We start from the raw sequence: 23,571 nt of genomic DNA on the forward strand, positions 1-23,571 counted from the left end.
CGCGGCCCGGCACGTGGACCCGGCCGCAGCATCTCGCGCACCATTGTCGGCGCGAGATGCCGCAACCGGACCGGCTCAGATCAGCTCAGGCCGCCGCCACGGCTCGTCGAGCACGTGCTCGGCGAGGAACGCGAACACCGTCTCGTACCAAACCCGCGCGTTGCCAGGGGTGAGCACCCAGTGGTTCTCCGTGGGGAAGTACAGGAACTTCGCGTCGACCCCGTGCCTGACCAGGTCGAAGTACAGCCGAAGCCCCTCGCCGATCGGCACCCGGTAGTCCTTGTCACCGTGGATGACCAGCATCGGCGTCTTGATGTCGGCAACCCGCAGGTGCGGGGAGTTGGCCGCGATCCGCTCCGGGTCCGCGAGGGGGTCGCCCATCTCGCGCATCCAGTAGTAGGAGCTGTCCGTGCTGCCGGTGAACGCGTCGAGGTTCCACAGCGACGCGTGCGTGACGATGGCACGGAACCTGCTGGTCTGGGTGGCGATCCAGTTGGCCATGTAGCCGCCGAAGCTGCCACCCATCGCCGCGGTGCGGTTGCCGTCGATGTCCGGCCGTGCCACGGCGACGTCGGTGATCGCCATCAGGTCCGTGAACGGCGCGGCGCCCCAGGCGCCCCAGCCGGCCCGAATGAAGTCCTGGCCGTACCCGGTGGACAGAGCAGGATCGGGCAGCAGCACCGCGTACCCGCGCGCTGCGGCGGTCCACGGGTTCCAGCGCCAGGTCCAGCCGTTCCAGCTCATCATCGGGCCACCGTGCACCCACAACAGCAACGGTGCGGGCCGGTCCGCCGAAGCGCCCTCCGGCAGCACCAGCCAGGACCGCACGGTGCGACCGTCGGCGACGGTCGTCTCGATCTCGGTCAGCGTGCCGGGCACCGCGTCCAGCGCGCCAGGAGCCAACAACGGGACCGGATCCTGCTCGGCCAGCGTCGGGTCGAGCCGCACGGGCTGGGCAGGGTGGTCGATGGCGTCGCGCAGGGCGTACAGGGCCGAGCCGTCCGGCGAGACCTGCAAGTCGGTGTAGTGACCGGACGCGGTCAGCCGGGTGATGTCCCCACTGGCCAGATCGAGTCGCCACACGGGCCGGTGTCCCTTGTGGGTGCTGAAGAAGTACACGGCGTCACCCGAGGGAGACACCATCGGCCCGTCGGGCTGGTCCGGGAAGTCCGGCGCGAGTTCGGTGAGTTCACCGGTCGCCAGGTCGACCCGGATGAGCGCCACGTTGGGCGGCTCCTCCTTGGTCGAGTCGAAGTACCGGACGCAGATCACCGCAGAGGAGTCCGGTGTGAACACCGGCTGCTCGAACGTGTGCTGCTCCTGGTCGGCCAAGGTCCGCGGCTCGCCGCCCGTGGCCGGGACCAGACGCAGCGACCCGCGCGGGCCGTAGCCGGGGCTGACCTCGACCTCTCGGTAGTAGACCACCCAACGTCCGTCCGGGCTGATCGCCGTGGACTCGCCGATCCTGCCGTCGGGCTGCGAGGTGACGTCGGTCAGGTCGCCGAGCCGACCGTCCTCAGTGGACATCGGCGCGGCGACGCCCAGCCGCCGCTGGTCGGGACCGAGGTCGTGGTCCCAGTACCGGACGGGGTAGGCCTCGTGCAGGATCGCGGTCACCCCGGCGTCCTCACGCGCCTTCTGGTGCTCCTCGTCGGCCTCGCCAAGAGGTGTGTCGGGGTGGGCCGACGTGGTCACCAGCAGGGTTCCCGCGTCGCGAGCCACCCGCACGGTCTGCACGCCACGCTTCGGCGCGTAGACCTGCCGGGCCTCGCCGGTGGGCGGCAGCAGCCAGAGCGCGGCAGAGCTCTTGCCCGCCTTGGAGTCCTCGGGCTTGGCCTCCTGGTCCGCCCTCGACGAGACGAACAGCACCGAGCCGTCCGTCGCGAACACGGGGGAGGACTCGGTCTTGGCAGCCCTGGTCAGTCGGCGGGCCGGGCGTTTGCCCTGCGGGTCGACCTCCCACAGCGAGCCCTGCCACGTCTTGCCGTCCGCCGCCTGTTCCGACACGACCGTGACCAGGCGCGACCCGTCGGGCGAGATCGCCAGCGAACTGACCCGGGGGAGTGCGAGGAACTCGCTGAGGTCAGCGAAGGGGGAAACGGCGGTCTCTCGTCCGTCGGTTGTCATCTCGTCTCAGACTTCCTGCCTGGCCTGGGCGAAGTCCCAGGCGTCCTGCACGATGCCGACCAGGTCGGCGCGCTCGGGCTGCCAGCCCAACTCGTTCCTGGCCCGGTCACTCGAGGCGACCAGGGTCGCCGGGTCGCCGGAGCGGCGCGATGCGACCAGCGCGGGGATCGGATGCCCGGTGACCTTGCGGCAGGCGTCGATGACCTGCTTGACGGAGAACCCGGTGCCGCTGCCGAGGTTGTAGATGCGGTGCTCGCCGGAGACGGCCTGCTGGAGCGACAACAGGTGGGCGTCGGCGAGGTCCACCACGTGGATGTAGTCGCGCACGCAGGTGCCGTCCTCGGTCGGCCAGTCATCGCCGTAGATCTGCACCTGCTCCCGCTGCCCGGCCGCGACCTGGAGCACGATCGGAATGAGGTGCGTCTCGACGGCGTGCCGCTCGCCGAAGCGTCCGTACGCGCCTGCCACGTTGAAGTAGCGCAGGCTGGCCGCGGCGAGGCCGTGCGCCGCGGCATAGGAGGTGATGGCGTTGTCGATCGCGAGCTTCGTGGCGCCATAGGTGTTGGTCGGCCGCGTCGCCGCCGTCTCCTGGATGGGCACCTGCTCCGGCTCGCCGTAGGTGGCCGCGGTCGAGGAGAACACCAGCTTCGGCACGCCGTGCTCGCGCATGGCGTCGAGCAGTCGCAACGAGGTGACCACGTTGCCGTACCAGTACTTCCCGGGCTCCTGCATGGACTCGCCGACGAGAGACTTCGCCGCGAAATGCAGCACGCCGTCGAAGCCCTCGGACAGCACCGAACCGGCCACCTCGGCGATGTCACCCTCGACGAACCGGCAACCGTCGGGAACCGCGTCGCTGTGCCCAGTGGACAGATCGTCGAGCACGACGACCTCGTGTCCTGCCTCCACCAGGCGCGCGGCGCACACGCTCCCGACGTAGCCAGCACCACCCGTCACAAGCAACTTCACGGCATTCCCCGCTTTCCTTCGATGTGTGGGACATGGCACCGCCGAGCCGGTGGCGCCGACACTACGTGGTTAACGATCTCGGCCGGCTCCGGCCGAGGGCACCGCCGTGAACATGCGTGGCGTGCCGAACCCGTGCTGCTCGAACGCCGCGATGGTCGCTTCCTGAACGGCGTCGCGGTCGGCGGAGGAAACGAGCGCGATGGCCGAGCCGCCGAAGCCGCCGCCGGTCATCCGCGCGCCGAGCGCGCCGTTGGCCAGCGCGGCCTCCACCGCGACGTCCAGCTCCACACTGGACACGCGGTAGTCGTCGCGGAGGCTGCGATGTGAGGCGGTGAGTAGCGGACCGATCTCGGTCAGGCGTCCGTCTCTGAGCAGCTGCACCACCTGGAGCACCCGGTCGTTCTCGGTGACGACGTGTCGCACCAGGGGGCGCAGTTCCTCGGGCAGCTGCGCGAGCGCGGCGTCCAGCCCGGCAAGCTCGATGTCGCGCAGGGCGGGGACGCCAAGCAGGTCGGCCGCCTGCTCGCAGCCTCGGCGGCGCGCGCCGTAGCCGCCGTCGCTGTGCGAGTGGCTGGCCCTGGTGTCGATGACCAGGACCTCAAGCTGTTGCTTGGTGGCGTCGAACAGCACCTGGTCGATCTCGCCGGAGCGGACGTCCAGGAACAACACGTGCGCCTCGACGCAACACAGGGAGGCCGTCTGGTCGAGCAGGCCGGTCGGGGCACCGACGAAGTCGTTCTCGGACCGCTGCACCCACCGTGCGATGTCCTGGCGAGTTGTCGAGCCCGAGCCATTGCTGCTGCCATCGGGAGTGCGGGCGGTGCCGGTGTCGTCACCGTCCGGATTGGCGCCGTGGGCGTTGCGGCCATCGACACCGTCGGGCTGCCGCCCGGCGAGACCCAACAGAGCGAGTGCGACAGCGCACTCCAACGCGTGAGAGGAGGACAGACCAGCGCCCGCTGGCACGTCGCCGGCGATCACCAGATCCGCCCCGCCGGTCACGCCCTGTTCCCGTAGTGCCCAGGCCACCCCGGCCGGATACGCCGCCCAGCCCGCCACCTGCCCAGGGGCGAGTTCTGCGATCCGAACCGGTTCGGCCTGCCTGGCCTGCCCGTCCTGGTCCAGCGTGCTCACCGTGAGCACGCCGTCGGCCCTGGGCGCGGCGGCCACAGCGGTGCGATGCGGTAATGCGAAGGGCAGCACGAACCCGTCGTTGTAGTCGGTGTGCTCGCCGATGAGGTTCACCCTGCCCGGGGCGGACCAGACGCCGCTCGGGGCTCGGCCGTGGAGTTGTTCGAACGCCGTGGCCGCTCGGTTCGCTGGTGTCACCGGGCCTGCACCAGCACCGCGTGGGCCACAGCCTGCTGCAACTCGGCGGTCGTGCCGTTGCCTCGGACGTGGACTGCCTTGGTAGCGCTCGTCATCGAGTCGACGTCGACGGTGCCGCCCGGCACCACGCCGACCGACTTGAGTTCGGCCATCAGGGTCTCGTCCAGCTGAATGTGTTCGGCGATCCTGCGCACCTCGACGCGACCGCCGCCGCGTCGAGCGACCTCGTCGACCCGGACGAGGCCGGCCTCGACCGGGGGTGCGGGGTCGCCGTCGCCGAGCTGGTCAAGGCCCGGGATCGGGTTGCCGTAGGGCGAGGTGGTGGGGTTGCCGAGCAGCTTCACGAGCTTGCGCTCGACGGCCTCGCTCATGACGTGCTCCCAGCGGCACGCCTCGCTGTGCACCTGCTCCCACTCCAGGCCGATGACGTCGACCAGCAGGCGCTCGGCGAGCCTGTGCTTGCGCATCACGGCGATGGCGAGGTCGCGGCCCTCGTCGGTCAACTCGAGGTGCCTGTCGTCGGCGACGACCAGCAACCCGTCGCGTTCCATCCGCCCGACGGTCTGGCTGACGGTGGGGCCACTCTGACCAAGGCGCTCGGCGATGCGGGCGCGCAGCGGAACCACGCCCTCTTCCTCAAGTTCGTAGATCGTGCGGAGATACATCTCCGTGGTATCGATGAGATCGTTCACCGGTGCTCCTCGGCTTGGCCGTGTCCTCCAGGGCGAGGAGGAACCGGGCCGCTACGGGCAGGTTCACATGGGCGGGTGTGTGTCCTAATGCTAGTCGTTGGTAACGACAAAGCGTGTCGGGATGTCTCGCGGGGGTGGGCTTGGGCAGGAAGGATGAGCACGTGTATCCCTTGATCAGCACTCAGACCCTGGCGGAAGCCCTGGACGGGGACACCCCGCCGGTCCTGCTCGACGTGCGGTATCGGCTCCTCGGCCCGCCCGGCCTGCTCGACTACCAGGCCGGCCACCTGCCGGGAGCGGTGTTCGTGGACCTGGACACCGACCTGGCCAGCGCGCCGGGCGACGGGGGTCGGCACCCCCTCCCGACCGCCGAAGCGCTCCAGGTCGCGCTGCGTCGGGCCGGCGTGAGCGCTGATCGCCCGGTCGTGGCCTACGACGCGGCCGACGGTTCGATCGCCGCCCGCGCGTGGTGGCTGCTGAGGTGGGCCGGCCACGAGTCGGTCGCGGTGCTCGACGGCGGCTTCGCGGCTTGGGCGGGCGAGGGGCGCCAGGTGACGCAGGAGGTGCCCGAACCAGAGCCGGGCGACATCGTCGTCCGTCCCGGTGGGATGCCCGTCATCGACGCCCCGGCCGCAGCGGCGCTGGCCAGGGACGGCGTGCTGCTGGATGCCCGCGCGCCGGAGCGATACCGGGGGGAGACCGAGCCGATCGATCCCCGCGCAGGTCACGTGCCGGGTGCGTTGAACGCGCCGACCGCCGGGCACCTCGGGTCGGAGGGGCGCTGGCGCGCGCCCGAGGAGCTTGCCGAGCGGTTCCGGGCGCTCGGGGTCGGTTCGGATCAGCCGATCGGGGCGTACTGCGGGTCCGGGGTGACCGCGACCTCGGTGGTCCTCGCGCTCGAGGTCGCCGGAGTCACCGGGCCGTCGGGGCCGGCTGCCCTGTACTCGGGCTCCTGGTCGCACTGGTGTGTCGACCCGACGCGTCCGGTCGCGACGGGTGGCGAGCCTGGCTGAGCTGGCGGAGCTGGCTGAGGCGGGTGTACCGGGGAGCGTCGCCTGTGTTCGGTGGCTCGGTGGCTCGGGTGTGCCGCCTGGTGGAGGTTGGTGGTCCGGGGTGCCGTGATTAGGGCGCGACACCCCGGGCCCTCCGTGAGGGACGCTGGTTTTAGGCAGCTGGCAGCTTGCCGAGGACCATCGTCGCCATCTTCGACGCGAGGTCGCACACCTTGACGCCCTTGCCCGGGGCGTAGGTGGCCGCCTCGACGACCATGGCGTCTTCGGGGTCCACGTTGAACGTGGTCCTGCTGTGCAGCTTCACCACGAACTTGCACGACTCGTTGTCGCTCGCCGTCGCCTGGTGCAGCACCGCCTGGTTGCCGTCGATCCAGCCCTGCTTTCCGCTGCCCAGCCCGGCGACCTCGGCGTTGAAGTGTGACTGCGCGATGGTGAGCGCCAGCATCTGCTTTCCCTTGGTGCCCAGCGTGCAGATCGGCCCGGCCGGCTCCGGCGAGATGTCCTCGCTGACGATGGCCTTGAGGTCCTCGGCCTTGAACACGGTGCAGATCGTGAGGTCGCTCATCTTGACCTCTTTCATCGGGCCGCTCGGCGTCTGCTGGCCCACCTCGTTGGCGCTGGTGGGGTTCGTGCCTGCGCTGCCGCCGCTCGACTGGGAGCAGGCAGTGAGGGTGAGGGCGAGCGCGGCGACGGCCAGTGCGGCGGTGAACTGTCGGATGTGCATGGGTGTTGACCTCATTGAGATGTGGGGAGACGCGCCGGGGCGCGGTCGGCGATGGCGAGACTTCGAGTGCGCTGACGAGAGGGAGCGTCGGGTCAGGCTGAGAACCGCGCGGTTCAGGCGGAGGGCAGCTTGTCGAACACCATGGCCGCGATCTTCTTGGTGATCTCGCACGGGTCGCCGGCCGGGCGGATCGGGAAGAACCTGATGTCCAGCATGCCGACGAGCACGTTCGGGTCGGTGCTCAACAGCACGAACACGCCGCAGCCCTCGTTCGACTTCTGCTGCACGGCCGAGTTGCCACCGATCTGGATCGAGTCGCCGACGATCGACTTGTCGGTGGCCGTCGCATTGATGCTGATGGTCGTCGACGGCTTGGTGGTGTTGACGGTGCATCCCGTGCCGCTTGGCGGGGCGTCGACCGTGCCACCCACGATGGCCTTGATGTCATCGGCGACGAACAGGTCGCAGACGTTCACCTTGTCGATCTTCTTCGGCTTCGAGACGGTGCCGCCTGCCTGGCTGGCCGGCACGGCGCCGGTGTCCGAAGCGGACTTTGTCGCCGTCGACTGACCCGCCGCGGCGACCGGGCTACCGCTGACCTGCTGAGCGCAGGCGGTGAGGGCGAGCGGGAGCGTGACGGCGGCGAGCGCGGCGATGAACTTACGGATGTGCATGGGACTTCGACCTCATTGAGATGTGGGGAGACGCGCCGGAGCGCGGGTGGAAAACAGGGGGAGGGACCCAGGGAGGGGCCAGAGGGAGAGGTGCGGAACGGGGAACGCGGGGCGCGCGGCTCAGGCTGGCGGCAGGGAGTCGAAGGCCGCAGGCCGTCTAGGCGCTCGCTGAGGGGCCGGGAGGGAGGCGGCGGGAAGCCGGAGGAGGTGTCCTTGGGGAGGCCCGGGAGGGGAGCGGTCGACCAGGGCGGAGGGCTGGTGGGGCCGCTGGCCGCGTGGGTCGGGTGAGGTGAGTGTCTCGCTGGGCGCGGCCGGCCGGGGCGCGCTCGGGAGCGGACCTCGGCGCGGACGCGACTGCGGATCGGGCGAAGGGAACAGGGAAGGGGAGCGGGGCAGAACGGGGTGGGTCAGCCGGGCGGGAGCTTGTCGAAGACGAGCGTGGCGATCTTCTGCGAGATACCGCACGCGTCGACGTTCGCGCCGATCGGAATGAAATTGACCTCCAGCGTGCCGGCGATCACCTTGGGATCGGTGGACAGCAGCACGTGGATATCGCACCCGCTGCCCGAATTCTGCTGTGTGGCCGAATTGCCGCCGATCTGGATCGGATCGCCGGCCGCCGCCTTGTCGGTGACGGTCGACATTACCGACAGCACCGCCGTTGGCTTGCTGAACGAGAGCACGCACCCGTCGCCGCTCGGCGGGGTGTCCGGGGCACCGCCCACGATCGCCGCGACGTCGTCGGCGGTGAACAGCTCGCACACCTTGACACCATCGGCCTTCTTGGCCTTGCTGACGGTGCCGGGGGCTGCTGGTGAACCCGTGCCGGGGGCCGCGCTGGCCGAGGTCGACGGCGAATCGGAGCTGCTCGGCTGGTTCGACTCGGACGGCGCGTCGGTCGAACTCCGCTCGGATCCGCTCGGCGGCGGCGCGCCGGGCGCGGCGACGGGACTGCCGCCGACCTGCTGGGCGCATGCGGTCAGGCTGAGAGGCAGCGCTGCGATCGCCAGCGCGGCGCCGAGTCGTCGGATATGCATGAAAACTTGGACCCCGTTCTACTGCGCGCGGTTCCGTGGCCATTGGCGTCGGACGCGCTGTGCTGCGTCGGACCTTAACCCCGCAGGATCCGACAGTGCAGCCGGTCGGACGAATGCGTGACACTTCTGTCAATGATCGCGGTGACCGACTCGGGTAGTTTCGGACCATGGGCAAGGCAGCCGCAGTCGTCTGGGATGAGGCACTCCTCGGTTACGACATGGGCGAGGACCATCCCCTCAATCCCGTCCGGCTCGACCTCACGTTGCGCCTGGCCACCGCGCTCGGCGTGCTGGACGGAGTCGAGCTGGTTCGGCCGGCCCCCGCCGATCCGGCCGACATCGAGCGGGTGCACGAGCCGAGCTACATCGCGGCCGTGCAGGCCGCGCCGACCGCGGGGTGGGACGTCGGCCACGGGCTCGGCACCCCGGACAATCCCGTGTTCGTGCGGATGCACGAGGCCGCGTCACTGGTCGTCGGCGGGTCCGTCGAGGCCGCCCGCCGGATCGCCAGCGGCGAGGTCGACCGCGCGGTGAACATCGCGGGCGGCCTGCACCACGCCATGCGCGACCACGCCGCCGGCTTCTGCGTCTACAACGACTGCGCCGCGGCCATCGCCTGGCTGCTGGACAACGGCATGGAGCGCGTCGCCTATCTCGACGTCGACGTCCACCACGGTGACGGCGTGCAGGCGGCCTTCTACGACGACCCCCGGGTGCTCACGATCTCCCTGCACGAGTCGCCCATGTCGCTGTGGCCGGGCACCGGCTGGCCGAACGAGGTGGGCGGTCCGGGGGCCGAGGGGACGGCGGTGAACGTCGCGCTACCGCCGGGCACCTCCGACGCGCACTGGCTGCGTGCCTTCCACGCCGTCGTGCCGGGGCTGCTCGCCGAGTTCCGGCCGCAGGTGCTGGTCACCCAGTGCGGCGCGGACACCCACGCCGAGGACCCGCTCGCGGATCTCTCCCTCTCGGTGGACGCGCACCGGGCCACCTACGTGGCTCTGCGCGACCTTGCCACCCGGTACGCCGGCGGGCGGTGGCTCGCGCTCGGCGGTGGCGGCTATGAGCTGCTCAGGGTCGTGCCGAGGTCGTGGACCCACCTGCTGGCCACCGTGCTCGACCGCGACGTCGACCCGGCGACGCCGCTGCCGGCCGACTGGGTCGCGCACGCGGCGCGACTCGCGCCGCACCGCCCGCTGCCTGCGTCGATGACCGACGGATGCGACCCTGAGTACCAGCCGTGGGGCGGCAGCGAGGGCCAGCCGGTGGACAGGGCGATCCTGGACACCCGGCGCGCGGTCTTCCCGCTGCACGGTCTGGACCCAGACGACCCCCGCGACTAGGAGCACTTCAGTGGCCGGTGACACGCGGGAACCCGACGTCGCTCAGCCGGGCGAGCCGGACCCGTACGACTACCCCCGGCACTGGGAGGCCGACGTCGTGCTCTCCGACGGCGGCACGGTCCACCTGCGACCGATCACCCCGGACGACGCCGACCGGCTGCTGGCCTTCCACACCAGACTGTCCGAACGCACCAGGTACTTCCGCTACTTCGGGCCGTATCCGCGCATCCCGCAGCGGGACCTCCGGCGGTTCACCACCGTCGACCACCACGACCGGGTCGCCTTCGTGGCGATGCTCGGCGACGACATCGTCGCGGTCGGCCGCTTCGACCGTCTCGGCGCGACGAATCCGGCGGGCGAGCGCGACTCCGCCGAGGTCGCGTTCGTGGTCGAGGACGCGCACCAGGCGAGGGGCCTCGGCTCGATCCTGCTCGAACACCTGGCCGCGGCGGCGCGGGAGTGCGGGCTGAGCCGGTTCGTCGCCGAGGTTCTCGCGGAGAACGGCAAGATGGTTCGGGTGTTCCGGGACGCGGGCTACCGGGTCAGCCGGGCGTTCGAGGACGGCGTCGTGCACCTGGAGTTCGCGATCGACCCGACCGAGGAGTCGGTGGCGGTCGCGAGGGCCCGCGAGCAGGCCGCGGAGGCCCGCAGCGTGCACAACCTGCTGCACCCGAAGTCGGTCGCGGTGATCGGGGCGTCCACCGACCGCACCAAGATCGGCTACGCGGTGCTGACGCACCTGCTGTCCGGGGACTTCGCCGGGCCGGTGTACCCGGTCAACGCGGAGCACCGCTCGGTGCGGGGCGTCCGCGCCTACCCGTCCGTGCTGGACATCCCCGACGACGTCGACCTCGCGGTGATCGCGGTGCCGGCGGCGGGCGTCGACGACGTGCTGGACGCGTGCCTCGCCAAGGGCGTCAAGGCGCTGGTCGTGGTGACCTCGGGGTTCGGCGAGACCGGTCCGGACGGCCGCACGGCGGAGCGTCGGCTGGCCGGCGAGGCCCGCGCGCACGGCATGCGGGTGGTCGGGCCGAACGCACTCGGCGTGCTCAACACGGACCCGGCGGTGCGGCTCAACGCCACGCTCGCGCCGCAGCTCCCGGTCCGTGGCCGCACCGGCTTCTTCTGCCAGTCGGGCGCGCTCGGCACGGCGATCCTGGCCACCGCCAACGAGCGCGGGCTCGGCCTGTCGACCTTCGTCTCCGCCGGTAACCGCGCGGACGTGTCCGGCAACGACCTGTTGCAGTACTGGGAGACCGACCCGGCGACCGACGTCGTGTTGCTGTACCTGGAGTCGTTCGGCAATCCGCGCAAGTTCGCCAGGCTGGCCCGCAGGCTCGGCCGCACCAAGCCGATCGTGGCGGTGAAGTCCGGCCGCAACGCGATCCGGCCCGCGTTGGCCGCCAACTCGGTTCCGGTGGACGAGGCGAGCGTGCAGGCGCTGTTCGAGCAGGCCGGGGTGATCCGGGTCGAGTCCCTTGACCAGCTGTTCGACACGGCGCTGCTGCTCGCGCACCAGCCGCTGCCAGGCGGCCATCGGGTCGCCGTGGTCGGCAACTCGACGGCCATCGGCGTGCTGGCCGCCGACACGGCGCTGGCGCAGGGGCTGGAACTGGCAGGCGACCCGGTCGACGTCGGCTCGCAGGCCGGGCCGTCGGAGTTCGCCGCAGCGGTGCGGGACGCGTTGCGGCGGGAGGATACCGACGCCCTGGTGGTGGTGTTCGTGCCGCCGCTGGCCGTGCCGGGCACCGCCTACGCGCGCGCCCTGCGGGAGGTGGTCGGCGAGGCGGGCACGGCGTCGACCAAGCCGATCGTGTCGACCTTCCTCGCCGTGGAGGGCGTGCCGGACGAGCTGGCGGTGCCAGGTCCCGGCGGCGCGCCGGGGCGCGGGTCGGTGCCTTCCTATCCCAGCCCGGAGCGGGCGGTGCTCGCGCTGTCCAGGGCCACCAGGTACGCGCAGTGGCGCTCGGCCGCCAAGGGCAGCCTCGTTCGACCGGCTGGCATCGACGAGCAGGCGGCCAAGGCGATCGTCGACGAACTGGTGTCCACTGTGGACGGTCAGGATGAGGTTGAGCAGAACCTCGGTGACGAGCTGATCGTCCGGCTGCTGGCCTGCTACGGCATCGACGTGGTGCCGTTCCGCGTGGTGTCGGGTGTCGAGGCCGCGGTCGCCGCGGCGACCGAACTCGGCTATCCGGTGGCGATGAAGTCGGCCAGCGAGACGCTGCGGCACCGCACCGACCTGGTCGGCGTGCGGCTCGACCTCGGGGCCGAGGACGCCGTGCGAGCTGCCTATGCCGACCTGCACACGGTGTCGGGGCGCGCGGACGTGTACGTGCAACGCATGGCGCCCAAGGGCATCTCGTGCGTGCTGGGCCTCCAGGACGACCCGTCCTTCGGCACGCTGGTGTCGTTCGGACTGTCCGGAATGGTCAGCGACCTGCTGGACGACCGCGCCTACCGGGCGGTGCCGCTGACCGACGTCGACGCTGCGGCCCTGGTGCGGGCGCCGAAGGCCGCGCCGCTGCTGGCGGGCTATCGGGGTGGCGCGCCGACCGACCTGGTCGCGATGGAGGACCTGGTGCTGCGGGTGGCGGCGCTGGCCGAGGACATGCCGGAGGTCCGGTCGCTCGCGCTGGAGCCCGTGCTGGCCTCGCCGGCCGGTGTCTTCGTGTCCAGCGCGCGGATCACCGTTGGCCTGCCGCCGTCCCGGCACGACACCGGGCCGCGCCGACTGAGGTCGATCTCACCGCTCGAAGGGTAGTTCGCCGGCCTGCGGACTGTGCGATGCTTGGCGCATGGCCATGGCGCACATGATCACGCAGGTGGACGCCCTCAGTCAGCACCTCGAGGCGCGGGGCATTCTGTCGGCGATCGGCAACGCGATCCTCGTGGTGCTGCTGGTGGTTCTGCTCATCGGCGTGCTGATCGGCTTCTTCATCGGCCGTGCGTTCGGCCGTCGCCGCTGAGAGTTCGTGTTCTGTAGTTCACGGTCTCGCCCGCGATCCCGGGGCGCTGGGAAGGGCCAACGCGGGGAATCACCCTGTCTGTCAGGTCACACCGCGCGTCACTGACGCGGCGGTACCGGGGGAGTGACCGCGCGGAAAGCTTGGTGACGTGGAGATTCTGGGCAAACCCATCTGGTGGACCGAGGACGGAGATCACGCCGTCACCGTGCAGTTGACGCACGGCGCCGACATGCGCTTCGCCAAGCAGTTCGTCTCCGAGACGGGTTCGGAGGTCAAGGTCGAGCTGGCGCTGCGCAAGCAGGGCAGGACCGCAGAAGGGCAGGGCGGCGCGGTCACGCTGTCGACGCTGCACGCCAATCTCACCAAGCCGGTCGGCACCCGCCGGTTCGTCGTGGTCGTCGACGGCGACGTGGTGGCGCCGATGCGCGCGACCGGCCCGGCCGGCTCTGCCGGCCTATGCTCCCGAGCTGTGCCGGCAGACAATCGCATCCCGCCGCATCGGGCGGACGGCCCGGTGCGCGCCGGAATCCCGGAGCACGGACGAATTCCGCGCTACTACGCGGTGAAGGCCGAGTTGCTCGTTCTCGTCGACGAGTTGGGTGTCGGGGCCGCGCTGCCCTCTGAGCGGGAGCTGGCCGAGCGGTTCGCGGTGTCCAGGGTGACCCTGCGCCAGGCCGTCGCCGAGCTGGTGCTGGAGGGCCGGTTGCAGCGCAGGCAGGGCAGCGGCACGTTCGTCGCGCCGCCCAAGCTGGTGCAGCCGCTGTCGTTGGTCAGCTACACCGAGGGCATGCGCCGGCAGGGCGTGCATCCCGGGCGCACCGTGATCACCCTGGAGCGGTTGCCCGCCGACGACGGGCTGGCGGCCGAGCTGGCCATCGAGCCCGGCGCGACGGTGATCCACATCGAGCGGGTGCTGCTGGCGGACACCGAGCGCGTCGGCCTGGAATCGACCTACCTGCCGGAGTCGAGGTTTCCCACGCTGCTGGAGGTTTTCGACCCGGCGACCTCGCTCTACGCCTGCCTGGTCGACCGGCTCGGCGTCACCTTCGCCGAGGCGGAGGAGCGCGTGGAGACCGTGCTGGCGACGCCCCGAGAGGCGCTGCTGATCGGCACCAATCCGGCGCTGCCGATGCTGCTGCTGCACCGCGTCTCGCTGGATGCGAAGGGCGGTCCCATCGAGCGGGTCCGCTCGCTCTACCGGGGCGACCGGTTCAGCTTCACCGCGCGGCTCCGCGCCGACAGTTAGTTCCTGGCGCGGCTGGTTCCTGGCGCGGCACCGCCTGACACAAACCGGCCCGTACCGCGTCCGATCCGGATGCGGTACGGGCCGGTTGTTCGTGGTGCTAGTGGCCGTTGTTGAAGCCGGCACGGCGCAGCGCTTCGGCCATCGCGCCGCCCGACTGCCCGGACTGCCCGGACTGGCCCGACTTTCCGCCGCGCGGCGCGTTCCGCCTGCCGTCGTTGCGCTGGCCGCCGTCGTTGCGCTGGCGGTTGCCGCCGCCGCCGCCGGACTGGCCGCGCTGCTCCTGGCGGGTTTCCGCCTCGTCCTCCAGCCGCAGCGTGAGCGAGATGCGCTTGCGCGGGATGTCGATGTCGAGCACCTTCACCCGCACGACGTCGCCCGGCTTGACCACGTCGCGCGGGTCCTTGACGAACGTCCGCGACATCGCCGACACGTGCACCAGCCCGTCCTGGTGCACGCCGACGTCAACGAACGCGCCGAACGCGGCCACGTTGGTGACGACGCCCTCCAGCACCATGCCCTGCACGAGGTCGGCGATCTTGTCGACGCCCTCCTTGAAGGTCGCGGTCTTGAACGCCGGCCTCGGGTCGCGGCCCGGCTTCTCCAGCTCCTTGATGATGTCGGTGACGGTCGGCAGCCCGAACGTGTCGTCGGCGAAGGTCTGCGGACGCAGCGTGCGCAGCGTCGCGCTGTCGCCGATCAGCTTGGTGATCTCGGCGCCGGTCGACTCCAGGATCCTGCGCACCACCGGGTACGCCTCGGGGTGCACGCTGGAGGAGTCGAGCGGGTCGTCGCCGTCGGGGATGCGCAGGAAGCCCGCGCACTGCTCGAACGCCTTGGGGCCGAGGCGGGCCACGTCCTTGAGCGCCTTGCGCGACCGGAACGGCCCGTTGCCGTCGCGGTGCAGCACGATGTTCTCGGCCAGAGTCTCGCTGATGCCCGACACGCGGGTGAGCAGGGGAGCGGAGGCGGTGTTGACGTCGACGCCGACGCCGTTCACGCAGTCCTCGACCACCGCGTCGAGCGAGCGGGACAGCTTGAGCTCGGACAGGTCGTGCTGGTACTGGCCGACGCCGATCGACTTGGGGTCGATCTTGACCAGCTCGGCGAGCGGGTCCTGGAGCCGGCGGGCGATCGACACCGCGCCGCGGATCGACACGTCCAGCGAGGGCAGCTCCTGCGACGCGTAGGCGGACGCCGAGTACACCGACGCGCCGGCCTCCGACACCATCACCTTGGTGAGCTTCAGCTCGGGGTGGAGCTTGATCAGCTCCTCGGCCAGCTTGTCGGTCTCCCGCGACGCGGTGCCGTTGCCGATCGCGATCAGCTCGACGCTGTGCTGCTTGGCCAGCCGCGCCAGGCTCGCCAGCGCCTCGGTCCAGCGCTGCGCCGGCACGTGCGGGTAGATCGTGTCCTTGTCGACGACCTTGCCGGTCGCGTCGACGACGGCGACCTTCACCCCGGTGCGGAAACCGGGGTCGAGGCCCATGGTGGCGCGCGAGCCGGCCGGCGCGGCGAGCAGCAGGTCACGCAGGTTCGAGGCGAACACGCGCACGGCCTCGTCCTCGGCGACCTGCCGCAGCCGCCCGCGCAGGTCGATGCCGAGGTGCACCAGGATCCTGGTGCGCCAGGCCCAACGGACCGTGTCGGTCAGCCACTTGTCGGCGGGCCTGCCCCGGTCGTCGACGCCGAACCGGCTGGCGATGCGCACCTCGTAGTCGCTCGGGCCGGGCCGCACGTCCTCCTCGGGCCGCTCCTCCTCGGGTTCGAGGGTGACCTCGAGGAAGTCCTCCTTCTCGCCGCGGAACATGGCGAGGATGCGGTGCGAGGGCAGCTTGGTGAACGGCTCCGAGAAGTCGAAGTAGTCGGCGAACTTCGCGCCGTCCTCCTGCTTGCCGTCGCGGACCTTGGCGACCAGCCTGCCGCGCGACCACATCTGCTCGCGCAGACCGCCGATGAGGTCGGCGTCCTCGCCGAACTGCTCGACCAGGATCGAGCGCGCGCCGTCGAGGGCAGCGGCCTGGTCGGCGACGCCCTTGTCCGCGTCGACGAAGGTCGCGGCGAGCGCCTGCGGGTCCTGTGTCGGGTCGGCGAGCAGCGTGTCGGCCAGCGGTTGCAGACCGGCCTCGCGGGCGATCTGCGCCTTGGTGCGCCGCTTGGGCTTGTAGGGCAGGTAGATGTCCTCCAGCCGCGCCTTGGTGTCGGCGGCCAGCACCTGGGCGCGCAGCGCGTCGTCCAGCTTGCCCTGCGACTCGATCGACTCGAGCACGGCGGCGCGCCGCTCCTCCAGCTCGCGCAGGTACCGCAACCGCTCCTCGAGCGTGCGCAGCTGCGTGTCGTCGAGTGTGCCGGTCACCTCCTTGCGGTAGCGGGCGATGAACGGCACGGTGGCGCCGCCGTCCAGCAGGTCGACCGCGGCCTGCACCTGGCCGTCGCGCACGCCGAGTTCCTCGGCGATCCTCTGATGAATAGACAACGTCACGGTCCTGATCCGCCCTCTCCCTGAGCCTGCGTGGCCATTGTGCCGGGGTGCGCTTCCGGTGGGTTCGCCGCCTCCGCACGGCAAGATAACGCTGAGGTAACACATCTAGTCCACATGTCGAGTTCACTCCCCCTTGGCCGCAGATCCACCGCCGGTTCGCCCGCGCCCCGCACCGTGTGCCGCGTGCGAGTACTGATCGTTGGTGGCGGCGTGCTGGGGACCATGCACGCCTGGCAGGCCGTGGAACGCGGCCATGACGTGGTCCAGCTCGAGCGCGAGCCCGAGGCCCGAGGGGCGTCGGTGCGCAACTTCGGGCTGGTCTGGGTCGGCGGGCGGGCGGCGGGCGACGAACTGGACACGGCGCTGCGCGCCCGCGAGCTGTGGGCCGAGCTCGGCCGACGCGCGCCGGGACTCGGCTTCCGCGCCAACGGTTCGCTGACCGTGCTGCGCACGCCGACCGAACTGGCCGTCGCCGAGGAGACCGTGGCCCGCGCCGACGCGGCCGCGCGAGGCCTCGCCCTGCTCGGGCCGGACGCGGCGCGCGCGGTCAACCCCGCGCTGCGCGGCGACCTGCTCGGCGCGCTGCACTGCGACCGCGACGCCGCCGTCGAGCCGAGGACCGCCCAGCCGGTGCTGCGCGAGCTGCTGCTGGCCACCGGCCGCTACACCTGGCTGCCCGGCCGCGAGGTGCGCGACGTGGACACCGGCGGTGTCCGAGACGACCGGGGCGAGCGACACGCGGCGGACGTCGTGGTGCTGTGCACCGGGGCCTGGCTCGGCGGCCTGGTGCGGGAGATCGCCGGCACGCCGCCGGTGCGCCGCGTGCGGCTCCAGATGATGCAGACCGATCCGCTCGACGAGCAGCTGACCACGTCCGTCGCCGACGGCGACAGCCTGCGCTACTACCCGGCCTACCGGGGCGCGGCGCTCGACGAGCTCAACCGCACCCAGCCACAGCCCGCCATCGCCGCCGAGCACGCCATGCAGCTGCTGGTCGTGCAGCGGCTGGACGGCGGCCTGACCATCGGCGACACCCACGGCTACGCCGAGCCGTTCCCGTTCGACGTGGACGAGGACCCCTACGAGCACCTGACCGAGGTCGCCGCGAGCGTGCTCGGCCGGCCGCTGCCCAGGATCAGGCGGCGCTGGTCCGGGATCTACGCGCAGTGCCTGGACACCGGTCAGGTGGTGCACCGCGAGCGCGTCGCCGACGGCGTGTGGCTGGTGACCGGTCCTGGCGGCCGGGGCATGACCTGTTCGCCGGCGATCGCCGAGCAAACCGCAGAGGAGCTGGGACTGTGACCGGGATCGATCTCGTCGTGCTGGACATGGCCGGTACGACCGTCGCCGACGACGGGCTGGTCGAGCGGGCGTTCACCTCGGCGATCGGCTCGGTCGGCGTGCGCGTCGAGGACGAGCGGTACCAGGGCATGCTCGACCACGTTCGCGCGACCATGGGGCAGTCCAAGATCACCGTGTTCCGCACGCTGCTCGACGGCGACGAGAACACGGCCCAGCGCGCGAACTCCGCGTTCGAGACGGCCTACGCCGAGCTGGTCGCGCAGGGCCACTGCGCGCCGATCCCCGGCGCAGAGGACGCGATTCGCGCGCTGCGCGGCGCTGGCGTGCTTGTCGCGTTCAGCACCGGGTTCGCCAGGCCGACCCAGCAGGCGATCCTGACCGCGCTCGGCTGGCGGGACCTGGCCGACCTGGCGATCACGCCAGCGGAGGCCGGCAGGGGGCGGCCGTACCCGGACATGGTGCTCGCCGCGCTGCTCCGCCTCGGGCTCGCCGACGTGCGCAGGGTCGCGGTCGCCGGGGACACGCCGTCGGACGTGCTCACCGGCCTGCGAGCGGGCGCCTCGGTGGTGGCCGGCGTGCTCACCGGCGCTGGCGACCGCGTCTCGCTCGCCGAAGCCGGGGCGACGCACGTGCTCGACTCCGTCCGCGAGCTCCCCTCGGTGGTGCTCGGCTGAGGTGGGCGCCCGGCTGAGTGGGCGCCCGGCTGAGCCACTGACTGGTGGTGCGGATCGGGCGTCTGGTGCACGCCGGTTGCCCGATCGGTCACATAGGCGCAAGCCGCTGATTCCTTTGGCGTAGCTGGACATCACAGTACGGACAAACGGCTTGTGACGCGGGGTGCGGTGCGGCAGGTTCGTGCCTCGTGTCCGAACCCGTCGCCGACCTGCCGCAGTCCACCTGGCAGCCGCCGGTCCCGCAGCCGACCGACCAGCCTGCCGCCTGGTACCCGCAGGGCCCCGCGCCGATGCCGCAGATGGCGCCCGGCGAGGAACGGCCGACCGGGCCAACCGGGCCGACCAACGGCCTTGCCGTCACCTCGTTCGTGCTGAGCCTCATCGGCGGCCTGGTGATCTCGACCGTCCTCGGAATCGTCGCGTTGCGCCAGATCCGCCTCAGGGGCGAGCGCGGGCGGGGGCTGGTGACGGCGGGCTTCGTGCTGTCCGGGCTGTGGGTGATCGGGACGATCGTGGCCGTGGTTCTGGTCAGCGCGCCGACCCGCTCGCAGCCGCACGCCGTCGCCGCGGGGTCGAGCACCTCGGCAAGGGCGAGCACCTCGGCAAGGCCGACCACCCGTGCGGGCACGGCCACCCATCCGACCGGCGAGACCGGGTCGGTGCAGCCGGCGCAGCTGCGCGCCAAGGACTGTTTCGACGGCATCCACGGGTCGGGCCAGACGACGATCCTCCGCGTCACGCTCGTCCCGTGCGCCCAGCCGCACGACGCCGAGATGCTGACCGAACTCACGTTGACCGACAGCCAGTTCCCCGGGCAGACAGCGGTGCTCGAAGAGGCCAAGACGAAGTGCGCGGACGGCGCCGAGGCCGAAGTGGCCGGCAGCCCGATCCTCGCGCAGCTGGAGCTGTACGTGATGGCGCCGACGTCGCTCACCTGGGCGCACGGCGACCGGACCGTGCGGTGCGTGGCCATCGACATCGACGGGGGCAAGCTGCCGGGGCCGGTGCACCCGCGCTGAAGATCGTGAAATTGTGAAGTCCTGTCGGTACCCAGGGGTAAGCTTTCAGCTACGGGCAGTGATTTTCACTGCTGGTCGTGCGGTGGGGGACTCGTACCTGGGGGACACATGGCGCTGGAAGCTGACATTGGCCTGGTCGGCCGCGCCGACACCGCTGCCCTGATCGAGTCCCTGATCGACCGGCGTTCCCGGCAGCCGCTGCCGATCATCGTCGCGTACGGCCCTGGCGGCAGCGGCAAGACCGCGCTGCTCGACCACCTCAAGCGCCGCTACCACGAGGCGCCGATGGCCAGGGTGGACCTCGACAAGGCGGGTTCCAAGTCCTGCAAGGACATTCTGGACGTCGTCTGCGGCCAGCTCCGCACCTACTCGCACCGGCAGTTCGGCCGATTACGGTTACCCAGGTACGCGCTCGCCAGGCTCGCGGTGTCCACGTCGAACAAGCCGGACGACTCCGTCGAGCCCTACCGCAGGGCGCGGGACCTGGTGGCGCAACGGATGACCAGCCTCCTCGCGGTCACCGACGTCGCCGTGTCCGCGGCCGAGGCGGCGCCCCCGGCCAAGGGTCTCGCCAAGCTGCTCCGGCCCGTTCTGCGCTGGCTGGTCACGCTGGCCGTCGTCGCGCCGCCCTGGCTGCGCGTGCTGCTGGCCGGCCGCACGTTCGCCTCCGCGTTGCGTTGGTACGAAAGGGAAGCCGGCGCGAAGCTGCTGGAGCGGGACTGCAAGGTCGACGAGGCGATCGTGCAGACCTGGCAGCTGCTCGGCAGCGACGAGCGAAGCGACCAGCTGACGCTGGAGCGGTTGCTGGTCGCGGCGTTCCTCGCCGATCTCAAGGCGTTGTACGGCAGGAGCCGGTACCGCAGGATGAACTGCCTGCTGCTGCTCGACGGCGCGGACCTGTTGGCCGGCATCGACACCTTCCTGCCGCCGCGCCGATCGGCCTCGCCGCCCGTCACCGACTTCCTGCACCTGCTGGCCGAGGCCCGCCGAGGCGACGCGGACGTGCCGCTGCTGGTCGTGGCCACCAAGCAGTCCGGGCAGCGCGATCCCGTGCGGGAACACGACTTCGACGCCGATCCCGTCGCGGTCGCCGAACGGCGCTACGCCGAGTGGCGGCGGCGGTACGAGCAGGAGCCCGCTCGCAACGGCGACGTGAGCGCCGCCTACCTGCCGATCCGGCTGTGCCCGTTCACCAGGGAGCAGACCAGGCAGTTCCTGGTGGAGTGGAACCGACTGCGCGAGACCACGGTGGAGTCCGAGGCGCTGGTCGAGGAGCTGCACGAGGTCACCCACGGGCATCCGCTCGCCGTGCGGCTGGCCAGCCAGCTCGTCGACTTCGTGTCGCAGCGCGACCAGGTGATCCCGTCGGTGCGGGCCGTGTTCGACGAACGGCTCCCGGTGGACGAGACCACCAACTACCAGGAGGGCACGGTCGGGGACTACCTGCTGTTGCGCTTCCTGCAACGGTTTCCCGGCGGCGACGACGTGCCAGAGCGGGCGCTTGCTCGGCAGATGTTCGCGCGGCTGGCCGCGCCGCGCAGGCTGGACCGGGCGACCATCCGGATGCTCGTGCCGGAGTGGTCGGCGGAGAACCTGAGCGAGCTGATGAGCACCCTCAGCTTCGTGGAGCGGGTCGTCGACCAGGGCGACGAGCACTTCGTGCTGCACCCGCTGCTGCGCGACCTGTTGGCCAGGCGGCTGCGCGACCAGCCGCCCTACAGCAGGTTCTCGCACACCCTGGTGCACGAGCTGCTCAAGCAGCACTTCGAGCAGCTCGGCGAGCAGAAGGAGGTGCTGTACCACTCGCTGGCGCTTGGCGAGGTGCACCACGTGGCCGGGCTGCTCAGCCCGCGCATCGAGGCCGGCAACAACCACTGGCTGACCGACCTGAGCGCGATCGCCGAGGCGCCGATGCCGCCGAGCAACGAGCTGGCCACGACGCCGAGGCTGCGCAAGATCCTGGAACGGTTGCTGCACAGCAGGATCGACCGGTTCGTCTTCCCCGAGATCGGCAAGGTCGAGGCCGCGATCATGGCGACCTGGCAGCTGCGCTCGTGCACCAGCACGGTGCGCCGCACCCCCGAGCTGTTCGACGGCGTGCTCACCACCTATCGCGCGCTGGACTCCCGCAGCGGCCCCGCCGTGCGCGCCCACCTGGCCAAGTACCGCACCCTCAAGCGCGCCACCGAGGACGGCACGCCGGCCCCCGCGCCACCAACGCTGCCCGGCTACTGCACCGGCCCCGGCCGGTATCCCTACCCCAAGGTGTGGCCGCAGCGGAACGCGGTCCGGCGCGGCGCGATGCTGCTGGTCATGGTGCTGCTGGTCGGCTACACCGCGCTCTACGTTGGCCACACCCGGCTCTACTGCGACAGGTTCGGCCCGCTCGACGCGGCGGGGCTCGGCCGCGCGCTGTGGGACGACAGCCTTTCCCTGACGAAGGCGGCGGGCGGCGAGTGCATCGGCGTGACCGACACCGCCGGGGTGTTCGCCTACCAGCCTGCCGACAAGCTCTCCGGCGACGACCGGGAGGTCGCGGAACTGAGCAGGCTCATCCAGGACCAGAACGACCAGGTGCGGGCCGAGGTCGACGGCGGGAAGCGCGACTACGTGACGATCGTGGTGGCCACCATGCTCAGCACGGTCGACGAGCCGCCCGCCCGCGACCTGTCCGCCGGGGTGAACGAGCTGCGCGGCGCCTACCTCGCGCAGCGGGACTGGAACAGCTTAGGGACGTCGCGGGCGTTGCCGGATCCGTTGCTGCGCATCGTGTTGGCCAACTTCGGCGGCGACTCGCTGCACGCCGAGGAGACCGCCGTGCGGATCCGCGCGCTCGCCGAGCGGGACCACACGGTCATCGCGGTGACCGGGATGGGGCAGACGCGCGACCAGACGATCGGGGCCGCCGCGATGCTCGGCGGTTCCACCAAGGAGTGGCCGGGCCTGCCGATGGTGGCGTCGGTGCCCTCCGGCGACGACTTCACCGGGAAGTTCCAGTTCTTCCGCTCGGCGCCGACCAACACCCGCCAGGCCGAGGTGGCGGTCAAGTACCTCGTCTCCAAGGCCCGCAGCCACTCCGCGCCGTTCACCGCGCAGAAATACACCCCCTACCTGGTGTACGACCGGGTCGACCCCTACAGCTCGGATCTGATCAGGCAGTACGAGATCTCCCTCAAGGCGGACCAGGAGTCTCCCAACCCGGTGCTCGGGCCGCAGTTCAAGCTGGACTACGAGGCGGACAGCCTCAACAGCAACTCGGTGGCGCAGAAGCTCAACGCGAGCGCCGCGCAGATCTGCCGCCACGCCGAGGACCCGAACACCGGCGACCCGGTGATCATGTACGCGGGGCGCACCAACCAGATGCCCACGCTGCTCGACGCGCTGAGCCGCAGCTCGTGCGGCCGGCGGGCGATCATCTTCGGCGCGGACGACCTGTCCCAGCTGGAGACCGCGGGCTTCCGCGACCTGGCCGGGCGCGAGGAGTACGCCAACGGTCGGTTGCTCTTCACGACCTTCGGCGCGACCCAGGACGGCTGGAACCGCCTGAGCCAGTCGACCGGGGTGCCCGGCCAGGTCGAGCAGTTCTTCTCGGACTACCAGGACCTCCAGGACGAGCAGCGCGCCGCGGGCGGCGGGGCGTTCCGCACCGGCCCCAACGGGCACATCATGCTCGCCTACGACGCGGTCCGGCTGACCCTCAGCGCGGTCGGCCGCCTGCACCCGAGCGGCGCCGACGTGCACAACCGGCAGGAACTCCTCAGGCAGTTGCAGGCGACGACCGGGCCGGACACGTTCAACGGGGTCGGTGGCCCGATCGACTTCGGACCCCCGGAGACCTACCCGACCCAGGCCGGCGGCGACGCCAGGAACAAGCTGGTTGCCGTGCAGGAACTCCAGCTCGACGGCGGCGCGCTGCATCCGGTGTTCCAGTGCGCGGAAGGGGTCGGCGACATCCCCTGCTGAGCGTGACCGAC

Annotated in this window: 17 protein-coding genes; 9 read left to right on the top strand and 8 right to left on the bottom strand. The window is 71.2% G+C overall.

Annotated features, from left to right (window positions below; all coding sequences use genetic code 11):
- Nucleotides 1-75: 75 nt before the first annotated feature.
- The 4 genes from F0L68_RS29345 to F0L68_RS29360 form a co-directional block, all read right to left on the bottom strand.
- A complete protein-coding gene (locus F0L68_RS29345; protein WP_149853076.1) occupies nucleotides 76-2,127 on the bottom strand; it encodes a S9 family peptidase in 2,052 nt (683 codons plus the stop codon).
- A 6-nt stretch (nucleotides 2,128-2,133) separates the two neighbouring features.
- Entirely contained in the window at nucleotides 2,134-3,096 is a 963-nt protein-coding gene (gene galE / locus F0L68_RS29350) for a UDP-glucose 4-epimerase GalE (RefSeq protein ID WP_149853077.1), read from the bottom strand.
- Between the two features lie 69 nt (nucleotides 3,097-3,165).
- Complete coding sequence (locus tag F0L68_RS29355; protein WP_149853078.1) at nucleotides 3,166-4,425, bottom strand: galactokinase; 1,260 nt, start codon at nucleotides 4,423-4,425, stop codon at nucleotides 3,166-3,168.
- Complete coding sequence (locus F0L68_RS29360; RefSeq protein ID WP_149853079.1) at nucleotides 4,422-5,117, bottom strand: iron-dependent transcriptional repressor DtxR; 696 nt, start codon at nucleotides 5,115-5,117, stop codon at nucleotides 4,422-4,424. The genes F0L68_RS29355 and F0L68_RS29360 overlap by 4 nt, the downstream gene beginning before the upstream one ends.
- Nucleotides 5,118-5,278: 161 nt before the next feature.
- Here F0L68_RS29360 and F0L68_RS29365 point away from each other — a divergent pair, with 161 nt between their 5' ends.
- Nucleotides 5,279-6,130 (top strand): sulfurtransferase, encoded by an 852-nt coding sequence (locus F0L68_RS29365; RefSeq protein WP_149853080.1) that lies wholly within the window; start codon nucleotides 5,279-5,281, stop codon nucleotides 6,128-6,130.
- 151 nt (nucleotides 6,131-6,281) lie between these two features.
- Here F0L68_RS29365 and F0L68_RS29370 read toward each other — a convergent pair whose 3' ends face one another.
- From F0L68_RS29370 to F0L68_RS29380, 3 genes are all read right to left on the bottom strand, one after another.
- Complete coding sequence (locus F0L68_RS29370) at nucleotides 6,282-6,854, bottom strand: DUF3558 family protein (RefSeq protein WP_188316891.1); 573 nt, start codon at nucleotides 6,852-6,854, stop codon at nucleotides 6,282-6,284.
- Between the two features lie 113 nt (nucleotides 6,855-6,967).
- On the bottom strand, nucleotides 6,968-7,528 hold the full coding sequence (locus F0L68_RS29375) for a DUF3558 family protein (protein ID WP_149853082.1): 561 nt from the start codon (nucleotides 7,526-7,528) through the stop codon (nucleotides 6,968-6,970).
- Between the two features lie 407 nt (nucleotides 7,529-7,935).
- Nucleotides 7,936-8,565, bottom strand: a complete 630-nt coding sequence (locus F0L68_RS29380) for a DUF3558 family protein (RefSeq protein WP_149853083.1) — start codon at nucleotides 8,563-8,565, stop codon at nucleotides 7,936-7,938.
- A 167-nt stretch (nucleotides 8,566-8,732) separates the two neighbouring features.
- On the opposite strand from F0L68_RS29380, the gene F0L68_RS29385 reads away from it, so the two are divergent.
- From F0L68_RS29385 to F0L68_RS29395, 4 genes are all read left to right on the top strand, one after another.
- Nucleotides 8,733-9,908 (top strand): acetoin utilization protein AcuC, encoded by a 1,176-nt coding sequence (locus F0L68_RS29385; RefSeq protein WP_149853084.1) that lies wholly within the window; start codon nucleotides 8,733-8,735, stop codon nucleotides 9,906-9,908.
- A 10-nt stretch (nucleotides 9,909-9,918) separates the two neighbouring features.
- Nucleotides 9,919-12,672: a bifunctional acetate--CoA ligase family protein/GNAT family N-acetyltransferase gene (locus F0L68_RS29390; RefSeq protein ID WP_149853085.1), complete on the top strand. Its 2,754-nt coding sequence runs from the start codon at nucleotides 9,919-9,921 to the stop codon at nucleotides 12,670-12,672.
- A 34-nt stretch (nucleotides 12,673-12,706) separates the two neighbouring features.
- Nucleotides 12,707-12,877, top strand: coding sequence for a hypothetical protein (locus F0L68_RS42720; protein WP_188316892.1), 171 nt, complete (start codon nucleotides 12,707-12,709; stop codon nucleotides 12,875-12,877).
- 469 nt (nucleotides 12,878-13,346) lie between these two features.
- Nucleotides 13,347-14,123: a GntR family transcriptional regulator gene (locus F0L68_RS29395; protein WP_223199254.1), complete on the top strand. Its 777-nt coding sequence runs from the start codon at nucleotides 13,347-13,349 to the stop codon at nucleotides 14,121-14,123.
- A gap of 97 nt (nucleotides 14,124-14,220) precedes the next feature.
- On the opposite strand, the gene F0L68_RS29400 is transcribed toward F0L68_RS29395, so the two are convergent.
- Nucleotides 14,221-16,602 carry a Tex family protein gene (locus F0L68_RS29400; protein ID WP_149853086.1) on the bottom strand — a complete coding sequence of 794 codons (2,382 nt, stop codon included), beginning with the start codon at nucleotides 16,600-16,602 and terminating at the stop codon, nucleotides 14,221-14,223.
- Between the two features lie 183 nt (nucleotides 16,603-16,785).
- On the opposite strand from F0L68_RS29400, the gene F0L68_RS29405 reads away from it, so the two are divergent.
- From F0L68_RS29405 to F0L68_RS29420, 4 genes are all read left to right on the top strand, one after another.
- Nucleotides 16,786-17,904 (top strand): TIGR03364 family FAD-dependent oxidoreductase, encoded by a 1,119-nt coding sequence (locus tag F0L68_RS29405; RefSeq protein ID WP_149853087.1) that lies wholly within the window; start codon nucleotides 16,786-16,788, stop codon nucleotides 17,902-17,904.
- Nucleotides 17,901-18,578, top strand: a complete 678-nt coding sequence (locus F0L68_RS29410) for a phosphonatase-like hydrolase (RefSeq protein WP_149853088.1) — start codon at nucleotides 17,901-17,903, stop codon at nucleotides 18,576-18,578. The genes F0L68_RS29405 and F0L68_RS29410 overlap by 4 nt, the downstream gene beginning before the upstream one ends.
- A gap of 188 nt (nucleotides 18,579-18,766) precedes the next feature.
- Nucleotides 18,767-19,597, top strand: coding sequence for a DUF4190 domain-containing protein (locus F0L68_RS29415; protein ID WP_149853089.1), 831 nt, complete (start codon nucleotides 18,767-18,769; stop codon nucleotides 19,595-19,597).
- A 108-nt stretch (nucleotides 19,598-19,705) separates the two neighbouring features.
- Nucleotides 19,706-23,560, top strand: a complete 3,855-nt coding sequence (locus F0L68_RS29420) for a hypothetical protein (protein ID WP_149853090.1) — start codon at nucleotides 19,706-19,708, stop codon at nucleotides 23,558-23,560.
- Nucleotides 23,561-23,571: the final 11 nt, after the last annotated feature.

The sequence above is a fragment of the Solihabitans fulvus genome, from assembly GCF_008386585.1.
GTDB classification, from domain to species: domain Bacteria; phylum Actinomycetota; class Actinomycetes; order Mycobacteriales; family Pseudonocardiaceae; genus Solihabitans; species Solihabitans fulvus.

Bases quoted from the DNA above. Each gene is read 5' to 3' on its own strand.
- F0L68_RS29345 (WP_149853076.1), bottom strand. From the start codon at position 2,127: ATGACAACCGACGGACGAGAGACCGCCGTTTCCCCCTTCGCTGACCTC.
- F0L68_RS29370 (WP_188316891.1), bottom strand. From the start codon at position 6,854: ATGCACATCCGACAGTTCACCGCCGCACTGGCCGTCGCCGCGCTCGCC.
- F0L68_RS29375 (WP_149853082.1), bottom strand. From the start codon at position 7,528: ATGCACATCCGTAAGTTCATCGCCGCGCTCGCCGCCGTCACGCTCCCG.
- F0L68_RS29380 (WP_149853083.1), bottom strand. From the start codon at position 8,565: ATGCATATCCGACGACTCGGCGCCGCGCTGGCGATCGCAGCGCTGCCT.
- F0L68_RS29385 (WP_149853084.1), top strand. From the start codon at position 8,733: ATGGGCAAGGCAGCCGCAGTCGTCTGGGATGAGGCACTCCTCGGTTAC.
- F0L68_RS42720 (WP_188316892.1), top strand. From the start codon at position 12,707: ATGGCCATGGCGCACATGATCACGCAGGTGGACGCCCTCAGTCAGCAC.
- F0L68_RS29420 (WP_149853090.1), top strand. From the start codon at position 19,706: ATGGCGCTGGAAGCTGACATTGGCCTGGTCGGCCGCGCCGACACCGCT.